Raw genomic sequence first — 11,623 nt, 5'->3', positions numbered from 1 at the left:
TCTATAATTACTTCACTACTCGAAGTATAATGAAATTGTTCAACTATCTGACAATAAGAGGAGATGGAAAAATGTCGATCCACAACAAAGCGGCGTTAGCGCTAGCAGCATTCATGCTGGCGGCAAGCGGAGTATCAGCAGCTGCACCGGCTGCAAAAGAAAGTAAAGCGGCACAAGCAAGCACCGAACGCCCCGCGTACAAAAAGGAAGTCTCGCTTCGCATTCTAGGCACGTCCGATCTACATACCAATTTCGTCAATTATGATTATTACCAAGATAAAGAGTCCAACTCACTCGGCCTCGCCAAAACCGGCGTCCTCATTGAGCAGGCACGTGCAGAAAACGCCAACACCTTATTATTCGATAACGGCGACTTGATCCAAGGCACGCCACTCGGCAGCTACACCGCAAACGTCGACAAACTTGAAGACGGCGAAAAACATCCCGCTTATGCTGCACTTGAAGCGCTCGACTTTGACGGCACGACACTCGGCAACCATGAATTCAACTATGGCCTCGATTACCTCGACGAAGTTATGGACGACGCGGAATTCCCAGTGCTCAACGCCAACGTCTATGATGCTGAGACGAATAAAAACCGCTTCACCCCGTACGAAATCATCGACAAAGAAGTCATTGACGGACGCGGCAAGAAAAAAACTGTCCAAGTCGGCGTCATTGGCGTCGTGGCTCCGCAAATCCTGAAATGGGACCGCGCGCATCTTGAAGGCAAAGTCTACGCGGAAGATGCGGTACAAACCGTCGAGAAATTCCTTCCAGTCATGGAAGAAGAAGGCGCTGACATCGTTATCGTCCTCTCCCACTCAGGCATGGGAGACGCAACACATGAAGTCGGCGAAGAAGACATCACGTACCAGCTATCGGAACTTGACGGCATCGATGCCATCATCACGGGACATAACCACGCACAATTCCCAGGAGCGTACAGCGATTTGCCTAACGTTGACCAGGAACAAGGCACGATCAACGGCACACCAGTCGTTATGCCGGGGAAATTCGGCAGCCACCTTGGTGTCATCGACTTGAAACTAGCGCCGCATGGCCAGGACTGGAAAGTCGTTGAAGAAAAAGCCGCATTGCGCGCAATCGACAAAACGACCAACGAAGTCTCTGAAGAAGTCGTGGAAGCAGTGAAAGAAGCCCACGAAGCGACAATCGAATACGTCCGCCAGCCAGTAGCTGAAACAACAGCACCGATCAACAGCTATTTCTCATTGGTGAAAGACGATCCATCTGTCCAAATCGTCAACAACGCACAAACATGGTACGTCGAGCAAAAAGTAGCGGGCACCGCGAACGCCGACTTGCCGATCCTGTCAGCTGCAGCACCGTTCAAAGCGGGCACGCGCGGCGACAGCAGCTATTACACGGATATCAAAACCGGCACAGTCGCCATCAAAAACGTCGCTGACCTCTACGTCTTCGACAACACCGTCTTCGCATTGAAAATGACCGGAGCCGACGTCAAAGAATGGCTCGAAATGTCTGCAGGCCAATTCAAGCAAATCAACCCAGCAGCAACAGGCGAACAGCCATTGATCAACACCGATTTCCGCACATACAATTTTGACGTTATCGACGGCGTTGAATACGAAATCGACGTCACGCAGCCAGCGAAATACGATGGCAGCGGAAATACCGTCAATGCCGATGCCAACCGCATCAAGAACTTAAGCTTCAACGGAGCGCCGATTGACCCGGCACAAGAATTCCTGGTCGCCACCAACAACTACCGCGCAAGCGGCAACTTCCCAGGCGTCCGTGACGCAGCTGAAAAAATCGACTACGCCTACGAGAACCGCCAAGCGATCATCGACTACCTATTGGAGCAAAAAACCATCAACCCGTCAGCTGACGGCAACTGGTCATTCGCGCCAATCGCATCCGGCCCGAACGCCACATTCGAATCATCGCCAAGCGCCAAAGACCTGATCCCCGCTGACAGCGGCATCACCTACATCGGCGCAGGCACAGACGGTTTTGCTAAATACGGCATCGACCTAAAATAATAAACCCGGAAACACCAAAAGGCATCTGCAGTATTCGCAGATGCCTTTTGCTATGGAGGCTTATGTGGGAAACTCCAGGGAAGGAAGGTGAAACTCAAAGAGAGTTTGTTGGAACTCAGAAATAATAAGTAGTAACTCACGCCCGAAAAGGTGAAACGCACCCGAAAAGTGAATCCCCCTCACCAAAACCAACCTCAAATTGCCAGCTTTTCGCCTCCAGCGAAAAGCGATAAAAGAAGACATTCAACATTGAACCAGCATGTGGAAACTCCAGGGAAGAAAGGTGAAACTCAAAGAGAGTTTGTTGGAACTCAGAAATAATCAGTAGCAACTCACGCCCGAAAAGATGAAATTCACCCAAAAAGTGAATCCCCCTCACCAAAATCAACTTCAAATTGCCAGCTTTTCGCCTGCAGCGAAAAGCGACATAAGAAAACATTCGCCGCCGCGAATGCTCCTTTTTAAAGATTTTGCTACTACCAAACATGTAAGAACTCGAAAAGAAAAGGGTGAGACTCAGACAGTTTTTGTGGGAACTCAGCAAGAATACGCTGCAACTCACGCCCGAAAAGGTGAAAATCACCCTCAAACCCACCTCACTACCGATAATATCTAACCCCACGCCCAGTACCGCGCCGTCCAAGCCCCAGCCTGTCCAGCACATAACGAGCCGCATACTTATCCTTCAAGCCCAAAAACTCGCGGCATTGCGCATTTGTAATCTCCGGCGCGGCAAAATCGAACCAGTCGGCAAGCGCCCGCGCATAGCCATCTCGGACGGGCAATTTGCAGACGCTGCAAAAAAACATACGCTGGCTCGCCTTTGAACACCGGCTGCCGCACACGACGCATAAAACGCCTTTCTTCAAATCCGCAAGTGAAAAACGATACCATTCCTGAAAATTCTTTGTGGAAAAAGGGTTGTGGCGATCGATGAGAAGTTGGCTGACGTGCGCCATTTCTTCCGGAGACAGGGGTGAATCGGTTCGGGGGAGGGTGGAGATGAACCGCTTCAGCGAATAGCCATAAATCACAGGCACCGCTGTAGGCGCTTGATCGATCAACGTGGTCGAATACGGCAGCACCACGCAAGCAAATACCGGCAGCGAAACCGCACATTCCTCAAATATATCATTCACTTCTTCTTGAGCATTCAACGCTTGCGTAATCGGGGAATTATAACCTGCAACTTTGCCATCCCGCGTTTCTTGCTTCATGTGTAAACTCTTTTCATCAAAAGAAAGCGTGCCTGAAAAATTCTTCACTTCCAAAACCAGTGCAAAATGCGGCGTCACCACAATCGTATCGATCTGGCATAATTGCGCCGCTAGCTGCAAATCGCCGATTGCCAAAAGCGGCTCCCGCCATTTTGCCCGCCGCAGCAAATGATCCACTTGCTGCTCACCGCCAAAACCAGCACGCGTATTATAATGATCCTGCTCCACTGCGACGTAAGCCGCATGATTCCGCGGCAGCCGCTGCATCAACCGCGGCAAACTCTCCAACAACTCCGGCGCAAAACGCTCCTTCATAAACATCGCATCACCCTCCAACCAATTTTTAAAGCCGCATTGAAAATAAACCCACACATAAGCTAAAACAAATCTCTCTCCAAGCATGTGGCAACTCAAGCCAATAAAGGTGAAACTCAGAGAAGTTTTGTGAGAACTCGGCAGGAGTATGTAGCAACTCGTACCCGAAAAGGTGGAACTCACTACATGAGATCAATCCCCCCCAAACCGAACCCCACAGCTGCCAGCTTTTCGCCTTCAGCGAAAAGCGAAAAACCCAAACACAAAGCTTCCTTCCAAACATGTGGGAACTCACACCAAGAAAGGTGAAACCCAATGAAGTTTTGTGGGAATTCACTATGAGTATGTAGCAACTCACGCCGCCAAAGGTGAAACTCGTCCCACAACCATTCCCTCCACGCATGTGGGAACTCACGCCTCCCAAGGTGAAACCCAGAAAGGTTTAGTGAGAACTCAGCAAGAAAATGTAGCAACTCACCCCCAAAAAGGTGGAACTCACCGCAGAAACACCTCTCCAACCAAGCTCCTCCTAAAAAGTATACCAATCTACCCGCATACATGGTAATATAATTTATAATATTCAGAATATTAACCTACGATAGTCTCACTCAATCCACCGCTAGACCATGAGCAGGGAGGAGCCGCTATGTTTTGTGCCAGCTGCGGATACATGAATAGGGACGGAGCCAACTATTGCCGCCGCTGCGGCGATCCGCTGCACCGAAGCTTCGCCCGGAAGAAGAAGAGATTATGGCGGCCGCGTTCCATGGCCGCATTATTAGGCACGCTGCTGCTCATTGCAGCCGCATTCAGCATCGGACAATTCCTCCAGCAGCAGCAAGAAAGCCTCGACGCGCTCGTAGAAGAAGTAAAAGCAGGGGGAGGGCTCACCGAAAAAACCGAAATTATCAAAGCGGCGCAGGAAAAAGTCTATACCATCAAAACCGATTCCGCCTACGGCTCCGGCTTCCTCTACACCAATAATGGCGCCGTCGTCACCAGCGCGCATCTCGTCGTCGGCTTTTACAAAGTGCTCGTGCGCGACCATAGCGGAAACGAGGAAGTGGGAACAGTCATCGGCGTTTCGGAAACGTCCGACATCGCACTCATCCAAGTTGACGCATTCGACGGCACCCAGCCGCTCGCGATAGAAGCCCAAGCCGCCGAAGTCGGAGCGGAAGTCATCGCGCTCGGCAGCCCGTCCGGTTTCGAAAATACCGCCTCGACCGGCTATTTGACAGGCCTCGACCGCGACTTCGACCAGGACTTTATATACGAAGACCTGTACCAGATTGATGTCCAGATGGCGCTTGGCTCCAGCGGTGGGCCGCTCATAGACGCTGCCACCGGCAAAGTGATCGGCATCAACTCGCTGCTGCTCGTCGAAAGCGACGGCATGGGCTTCTCGATTCCGATGCACACTGTCGACAGCCAGCTCGCGGAATGGGCGGCGAATCCCATGAATGAACAACAGGTCCAGGAAGTATTCGACGCTTACGATGGCAGCGGCGACATGACAGCCCCGATGCCGCAAGCCGCGAAAGCTCAATAAACCAAAAAAGGCCGGACAGCAATCGCTGTCCGGCCTTTCCTATGATTATTTCAAGCCTGCTGCTTTTTTCAACAAAGCGTTTTTGCGTTGTTTCTTCTTGTTTTCGTACTCGTTGATCACGGATTTCGTATGCGAAGCCGCAAGGCCGTTCGCTTTCAAATCTCTTTCCATCACAGCGACAATTGCGTAAAATGCTGCATCTGCGCGGTTTTCAAGTTCTTCCGCAGCAGAAGTATACTTGCTGTAATAGCGTGCATAGCTTACGTTATCATCGTTTTGGTATTCTCTTTTCGCACGTGACACCAAAGAGTCAAGGCGGTCATTCGCTGTATCTTCCAGTCCGTTCAATGCTGTGTCGTAACGATCTTTGATTTGTGAAACCGTCACACGCCCAGAACCGTTGGAAGCGTTGTTGTTGTTATAAGAAGTGTTATTGTTCGATCCGCTGTTTGCGTTCGATGAACCATTGTTCGATGAACCGTTGTTAGATGATCCATTGTTCGCAGAACCGTTAGAAGCTGAAGCTTTAGCCGGTGTTGCTGAAGAACTTGTTGAAGTATTCGCAGCCGTTGCAGTAGAAGCAGATCCGCTGTTAGTCGAACCGGTTGTTCCTGTATCCGTTGCTGTGTCTTCCGTAGTTTCCTCGTCTTTTTCTTCCTCTTCTTCTTTATCTGTTTCTTCAGTTGTCACTTCGCCGTCTTCATCGACTGTGATGGTCGTGTCGTCTGGCAAGTCGACTTCGATTTCATCTTTCGTGATTTCGTCGACTTCCTCGTCGGCCGTGTCGTATTCTTTTACTTCAAACGCGTAAACCAAGTACCCTGCGATTGCCAGAAAAACCACTGATAAACCAATTGCGATCTGTTTCCAATACTGCTTTACTTTCTCCATGCTTCATTCCTCCTGATTTAAACCCTAGTATTTACAATAATGTATTTCTAAATAATGTAAGAGCGCTTCTTTTATGTATAAATTGCCATATCTAAAACAATATTTGCTTTAATAAGGCGGCTTATTTAAAAAGAATAGCATAAAACTGAGTAAAAAGAAGTGATTTAAGCAAGATTCTGTAAATAAACACCGAAATTCCATCCAATAGCCCATGCCGATGTGCTTCCTGTGTCTTTCTGCCAGCATTTTACAACAAAATATTTAAACCATAAGAAATTATACCTAAAAAATTTTTCCAATAAAACCCTCTCTTGTCGAATAACTTCATGCTATACTATTAAAAGCAATTTACTGATAAAGGAGCCGGACTATCGATGGAAGAAACCATTTCGTTACAAGAACTTTTCACTACGTTGAAAAAGAGGCTGGGATTGATCATCATCTTAACTGCCCTCGCTATTATTATTGCAGGGGTCGTCAGCTATAATTTCCTGACGCCGATCTACCAGACCAACACGCAAATTCTCGTCAATCAGGAAAAATCAGAAGCAGCTGCATTATTGAACCAAAACATTCAAACCGACTTGCAGCTGATCAATACATACAGCGTCATCATCAAAAGCCCGGCCATCTTGGACCAGGTCAGCGACCAGCTGGCATTGGATTTAAGTGCCGACCAGTTGACGAATAAAATCACCGTCTCCAACGCGGAAAACTCGCAAGTTGTGAACATTTCGGTGCAAGATCCGGACCCGGCAATTGCCGTTGACATCGCCAACACAACAGCGGCTGTCTTCCAGGAAGAAATCCAGGAATTGATGAAAGTCGACAACGTGTCGATCTTGTCATTCGCCGTAGTGAAAGAAAACCAGGCGGCAGTATCGCCGAACCCGATGCTCAATATGGCAGTTGCTGCAGTGGTCGGATTGATGCTTGGCGTCGGCATCGCATTCTTGCTTGAATACCTCGACACCAGTATGAAAAACGAACAAGACATTGAAGACGTGCTCGATATGCCATTGCTCGGCGTTATTTCACCGATCAACGAAGATGCAAAACCGCTAAGCACCAAGAATAAGTCACGAAGAAAGGCCGGCTGATCCCATGTTCGCTAAGTTAAAGAAAAGAAAACAAGAAAAGCGCAGAAAACTGCAGCAAACAGCACGCAAACTCGTCGCGCATACCAACCCGCGATCGTTCGTCGTGGAGCAATTCCGCACATTGCGCACGAACATCAACTTCTCGTCGCCTGACAGCGACATCCGTTCAATCGTCGTAACGTCTGCGGCGCCTGAAGAAGGCAAGTCGACAGCGGCGGCGAATTTGGCGGTCGTCTTCGCGCAAGAAGGCAAGAAAGTTTTGCTGATTGATGGCGATATGCGCAAACCGACGACGCATCACACATTCTTTATGGACAATGTCGTTGGCTTGTCGAACGTCTTGACGCGCCAAACTTCTATAGAAGAAGCGGTTCGCCCGACAGATGTCGAGCGCTTGGACCTCCTGACGTGCGGTCCGATTCCACCGAACCCCGCTGAACTTTTGGCGTCGCGCTCGATGACGAGCCTCGTCGAAAACTTGAAAAACCTTTATGACTTGATTATCTTTGATGCGCCGCCTGTACTGTCGGTTGCAGACGCACAGATTTTGGCCAATAAATGCGAAGGCACGATCCTCGTCGTCAATTCCGGCAAGACGGAAAAGGAACAGGCACTGAAAGCGAAAGAAGCGATTGCTTCATCGAACAGCCGCATCATCGGTGCAGTGCTCAACAACTTTGTACCCGCAAAAGACAGTTATTATAACCAATACTATGGCTCCGAAAAGTAAAAAGGCTTTCCTTTTTACTTTTTTCTTTGACAGTTAAGGAGGGAAATCGATGATCGATACGCATTCACATATCCTAGCCGGTCTTGACGACGGCGCAGCGACAATGGAAGAAACGCTGGGCTTGCTCGAACAGGCGGTCGAAGAAGGCATCACCGGCATCATCGCGACGCCGCATGGCCACCACCCGAACTTTCCAACCGACGTGCCGAAAATGCAATTGCAGCTGGAAGCTACTAGGCAGCTTGTCCTTGAAAAGAATTTGCCGCTGGAAATATACAGCGGCCAGGAATGCCGGCTGTCCGACAAATTGCCGGAGCGATTAGCAAGCGGGGAGGCATTGCCGCTTGCCGAGTCGCGCTACGTCTTGCTGGAATTGCCGTCGAACGGCGTGCCGGCTTATACCGTGCAAATCATTCAGGAACTCATCGCGAGCAATTACATTCCGATCATTGCGCACGCGGAGCGCAACCAAGGCATCATCGAAAAGCCGGAGCGGCTCAGCAAGCTGCTGCTGCACGGTGCTGTCGCACAAGTGACAGCGGGATCCGTCGCCGGCACATTCGGCAAAGCGATCCAGAAAACCGCGATGTCGTTGATCAACGCCAACTTGATCCATGTCTACGGTTCGGATGTCCATCATTTGGAGAGAAGGCCGTTCCATTTTATCGAAGGGCTGGATTACTTGGAAAAGAAAAAACTTGGCGATGTTGCCGAAATTCTGCTGGAAAACAACGAACGGATTGTCAACAACGAACAACTCATTATTTTGGAGCCCCAATCCATTAAAATAACAAAATGGTGGGACATCCTGGGTTAAATAAAGTAAAAAAAGTATAAAAATGATAAAAAACAACTTTCATTCCCAAATAATAGGTGTTAAGATTAACCAGTAGATAAAACGCTTTGAGCACTTAGTATTATTTTTGGGAGGATTGACCTATTTGGCACTTAAAAACCGCATTTCCTTATTATTTATGGTCGATTCGCTGATCGTCTTCTTTTCCATTTTCATCGGTTATTTCATTCTGCATCCGTGGATCAATCCGTTCGAAAGCGAATTCCTGCTGGTGAGCGCTGCCACCATCTTCATCGCGCACCATGCGTTCTCGCTGTATTACGGTTTGTACCGGAAAGTATGGGAATATGCCTCGATCGGCGAGCTGACCTCCATCTTCAAAGCCGTGACATTGTCCGTTACAGTGTTGGCACTTGCACAATTCATCGTACTGGGGGACGTCCTGTTCCGTGCACTCGCCATCACGTGGATGCTGCATCTTTTATTGATCGGAGGCTCCCGACTGTCTTGGCGCTTGATGCGCGACATCGTCACAGGCAAGAATACACAAAACCAAAAACGCACGCTCATCATTGGAGCTGGGCAAGCGGGCACAATGGTCGCGCGCCAGCTCCATAATAATGCCGATAAAGGCTTGCTGCCGGTGGCGTTCGCTGATGACGATACAAGAAAACAAGGCGGGGACATCTACGGCGTCCGCGTCATGGGCGGCCTAACTGAAGTAGCAAAAATCGTCAAAGGCAACGACATCGAGCATGTCATCGTTGCCATCCCGTCCCTTGGCAAAAAGGAAACGGCGAAATTGATATCTACGTGTATGGACCTCGGTGTCCGCACGCAGACCATTCCGCTCATCGAAGACATCATGACTGGCAAAGTATCGGTCAATGACATCCAGGACGTGAAAATCGAAGATCTGCTTGGGCGCGACGAAGTGCAGCTCGACATGAACGCGATTAAAGCGCAGCTGACAGGCAAAACGGTTCTCGTCACCGGTGCCGGCGGCTCAATCGGCTCGGAAATCTCGCGCCAGATTGCACGCTTCGGCCCGAAAAAGCTGTTGCTGCTTGGGCATGGTGAGAACTCGATCTACACGATCGACATGGAACTGAGGCAAACGATTGCACAGGATACCGAACTGATTCCGGTCATCGCAGACGTCCAGGACTACGACCGCATCATGGACATCATGACGCTGCACCGTCCGGACGTCGTCTACCACGCAGCGGCGCACAAGCACGTGCCGCTCATGGAAGGCAATCCGACCGAAGCGGTGAAAAACAACATCTACGGCACGAAAAACGTCGCCAACGCGGCGCATATCGCGGGTGTCGGCAGCTTTGTCATGATTTCCACCGACAAAGCCGTCAACCCTCCGAACGTCATGGGCGCATCGAAGCGTTTCGCTGAAATGATCGTCCAGAACTTGGCGAAGCGCAGCGACACGAAATTCGTCGCCGTCCGTTTCGGCAATGTACTCGGATCGCGCGGCTCGGTCATTCCGTTGTTCAAGAAACAGATTGCCGTTGGTGGCCCGGTTACGGTCACTGACCCCGAAATGACGCGTTATTTCATGACCATTCCGGAAGCGTCACGTCTCGTCATCCAAGCGGGCTCGCTTGCAAGAGGCGGCGAAGTATTCGTCTTGGATATGGGCGAACCGGTGAAAATCGTCGATTTGGCGAAGAACCTGATCCGGCTGTCCGGCTATACAGAAGGCGAGATCGACATCAATTACTCGGGCATCCGCCCAGGCGAGAAGCTGTTTGAAGAGTTGTTGAACGATGACGAGATCCAGAGCAAGCAAGTGTTCCCGAAGATTTACATCGGGAAGGCAAATCCGGTTAGTGAGCTGGAGTTGTTTTATGTGTTGGAGAAACTGCCTGAGATGAATGCAGTGGAGATTAAACAGACTTTGGTTGGGTTGGCTAATCGGAAGAATGTAGAGAGTTCGAAGTTATTGGCTAGCAGTTCGTAATAAAGATTTGGCACTTTTTATATAGAGGAAACAGAAATTCAGAGAGGGGAACACGCCATGTTCTCAGTATTCAAACGCATCATTGATTTCACATTATCTCTTACAACACTTGTAGTCTTAGGTATTGTGCTGTTGATCCTGTCTTTACTAATTAAGATGGAGTCGCCAGGACCTGTATTCTTCAAACAGCGCCGTATCGGCAAAGGCAAGAAAGAATTCAATATTCTTAAGTTCCGAACGATGAAAACAGACGCACCGAATGATATGCCGACTCATTTACTCGACAAACCGGATTCATATATAACGCCGATTGGCAAATTCCTGCGTAAGACAAGCTTGGATGAACTGCCGCAACTGTTTAATATTCTTAAAGGTGAAATGAGCCTGATTGGACCGCGTCCTGCGCTTTGGAATCAGGATGACTTGATTGCGGAGCGAGATAAGTATAAGGCGAATGATGTGCTGCCTGGATTGACGGGTTTAGCACAGATTAGTGGGCGGGATGAGTTGCCAATTGAGGTGAAGGCTAAGATTGATGGGGAGTATGTTATGAAGAAGAATCCGGTTTTGGATACGGAAATTTTTGTTAAGACTTTGTTTAGCGTTTTAAGGAGAGACGGTGTCAAAGAAGGTATTAAATAAGATAGTGATATTTTGGAGGTTTCTTTATGCTGTTAATAACAGGAATAACCGGACACACCGGAAGGTATTTTCTTCAGGAACTGATTAATATTAAATATGAGGGACCAATTCGTTGCGTGGTTAGAAAATCATCCGATACTACTTTCATAGATCAAAGTGGATTAAATGTTGAAAAAGTAGTAGGAGACATAACAGATCTGATTTTTTTGGATAGTTGTATGAAAGATGTGGATACAATTCTTCATATAGTAAGTATTAGGCATACCTTAAGAATTACAAACGCGGCTATAGTAAATAAAGTTAAACGAATTATTTGTGTACATACCACTGGTATATATTCAGAGTTTAAAATAGCCTCTGAAGAATATATAG

11 protein-coding genes and 1 pseudogene are annotated in these 11,623 nt (G+C 48.8%); 9 read left to right on the top strand and 3 right to left on the bottom strand.

Annotated features, from left to right (window positions below; genetic code table 11):
* Nucleotides 1–71: 71 nt before the first annotated feature.
* Nucleotides 72–2,030, top strand: coding sequence for a bifunctional 2',3'-cyclic-nucleotide 2'-phosphodiesterase/3'-nucleotidase (locus tag QMA09_RS15305; protein WP_290213734.1), 1,959 nt, complete (start codon nucleotides 72–74; stop codon nucleotides 2,028–2,030).
* A gap of 136 nt (nucleotides 2,031–2,166) precedes the next feature.
* On the opposite strand, the gene QMA09_RS15300 is transcribed toward QMA09_RS15305, so the two are convergent.
* Together QMA09_RS15300 and QMA09_RS15295 are read right to left on the bottom strand one after the other, a co-directional pair.
* The gene (locus QMA09_RS15300) at nucleotides 2,167–2,391 is read right to left on the bottom strand and encodes a hypothetical protein (protein WP_290213733.1); all 225 of its coding nucleotides are present in this window, start codon (nucleotides 2,389–2,391) and stop codon (nucleotides 2,167–2,169) included.
* A gap of 238 nt (nucleotides 2,392–2,629) precedes the next feature.
* Nucleotides 2,630–3,568, bottom strand: a complete 939-nt coding sequence (locus tag QMA09_RS15295) for a nuclease-related domain-containing protein (RefSeq protein WP_290213732.1) — start codon at nucleotides 3,566–3,568, stop codon at nucleotides 2,630–2,632.
* 640 nt (nucleotides 3,569–4,208) lie between these two features.
* Here QMA09_RS15295 and QMA09_RS17155 point away from each other — a divergent pair.
* A pseudogene (locus tag QMA09_RS17155) lies at nucleotides 4,209–4,274 on the top strand (zinc-ribbon domain-containing protein); the annotation flags it as partial.
* A gap of 54 nt (nucleotides 4,275–4,328) precedes the next feature.
* Nucleotides 4,329–5,114, top strand: coding sequence for a S1C family serine protease (locus QMA09_RS15290; RefSeq protein WP_290213731.1), 786 nt, complete (start codon nucleotides 4,329–4,331; stop codon nucleotides 5,112–5,114).
* A gap of 45 nt (nucleotides 5,115–5,159) precedes the next feature.
* Here QMA09_RS15290 and QMA09_RS15285 read toward each other — a convergent pair whose 3' ends face one another.
* Nucleotides 5,160–6,005, bottom strand: coding sequence for a hypothetical protein (locus QMA09_RS15285; protein WP_290213730.1), 846 nt, complete (start codon nucleotides 6,003–6,005; stop codon nucleotides 5,160–5,162).
* 374 nt (nucleotides 6,006–6,379) lie between these two features.
* On the opposite strand from QMA09_RS15285, the gene QMA09_RS15280 reads away from it, so the two are divergent.
* The 6 genes from QMA09_RS15280 to QMA09_RS15255 all read left to right on the top strand — a co-directional run.
* Entirely contained in the window at nucleotides 6,380–7,105 is a 726-nt protein-coding gene (locus QMA09_RS15280; protein ID WP_290213729.1) for a YveK family protein, read from the top strand.
* Nucleotides 7,106–7,109: 4 nt separating this feature from the next.
* Nucleotides 7,110–7,835, top strand: a complete 726-nt coding sequence (locus QMA09_RS15275) for a CpsD/CapB family tyrosine-protein kinase (RefSeq protein WP_290213728.1) — start codon at nucleotides 7,110–7,112, stop codon at nucleotides 7,833–7,835.
* A 49-nt stretch (nucleotides 7,836–7,884) separates the two neighbouring features.
* Nucleotides 7,885–8,652, top strand: coding sequence for a tyrosine-protein phosphatase (locus tag QMA09_RS15270; RefSeq protein WP_290213727.1), 768 nt, complete (start codon nucleotides 7,885–7,887; stop codon nucleotides 8,650–8,652).
* Nucleotides 8,653–8,776: 124 nt separating this feature from the next.
* The gene (locus QMA09_RS15265) at nucleotides 8,777–10,609 is read left to right on the top strand and encodes a nucleoside-diphosphate sugar epimerase/dehydratase (protein WP_290213726.1); all 1,833 of its coding nucleotides are present in this window, start codon (nucleotides 8,777–8,779) and stop codon (nucleotides 10,607–10,609) included.
* 57 nt (nucleotides 10,610–10,666) lie between these two features.
* Nucleotides 10,667–11,251 carry a sugar transferase gene (locus tag QMA09_RS15260; RefSeq protein ID WP_290213725.1) on the top strand — a complete coding sequence of 195 codons (585 nt, stop codon included), beginning with the start codon at nucleotides 10,667–10,669 and terminating at the stop codon, nucleotides 11,249–11,251.
* Between the two features lie 26 nt (nucleotides 11,252–11,277).
* Nucleotides 11,278–11,623, top strand: a 346-nt coding sequence (locus QMA09_RS15255; RefSeq protein ID WP_290213724.1) for an SDR family oxidoreductase, incomplete at its 3' end; no start/stop codon positions are given.

The sequence above is a fragment of the Planococcus sp. APC 3906 genome, assembly GCF_030407685.1.
In the GTDB taxonomy this organism is placed as follows: domain Bacteria; phylum Bacillota; class Bacilli; order Bacillales_A; family Planococcaceae; genus Planococcus; species Planococcus koreensis.
This window is presented reverse-complemented; position numbering and strand designations above follow the sequence as displayed.

What these genes read in the sequence shown, in the direction of transcription:
- QMA09_RS15275 (WP_290213728.1), top strand. Translation starts at nt 7,110, where the DNA reads ATGTTCGCTAAGTTAAAGAAAAGAAAACAAGAAAAGCGCAGAAAACTG.
- QMA09_RS15285 (WP_290213730.1), bottom strand. Translation starts at nt 6,005, where the DNA reads ATGGAGAAAGTAAAGCAGTATTGGAAACAGATCGCAATTGGTTTATCA.
- QMA09_RS15260 (WP_290213725.1), top strand. Translation starts at nt 10,667, where the DNA reads ATGTTCTCAGTATTCAAACGCATCATTGATTTCACATTATCTCTTACA.
- QMA09_RS15290 (WP_290213731.1), top strand. Translation starts at nt 4,329, where the DNA reads ATGGCCGCATTATTAGGCACGCTGCTGCTCATTGCAGCCGCATTCAGC.
- QMA09_RS15270 (WP_290213727.1), top strand. Translation starts at nt 7,885, where the DNA reads ATGATCGATACGCATTCACATATCCTAGCCGGTCTTGACGACGGCGCA.
- QMA09_RS15280 (WP_290213729.1), top strand. Translation starts at nt 6,380, where the DNA reads ATGGAAGAAACCATTTCGTTACAAGAACTTTTCACTACGTTGAAAAAG.
- QMA09_RS15305 (WP_290213734.1), top strand. Translation starts at nt 72, where the DNA reads ATGTCGATCCACAACAAAGCGGCGTTAGCGCTAGCAGCATTCATGCTG.
- QMA09_RS15295 (WP_290213732.1), bottom strand. Translation starts at nt 3,568, where the DNA reads ATGTTTATGAAGGAGCGTTTTGCGCCGGAGTTGTTGGAGAGTTTGCCG.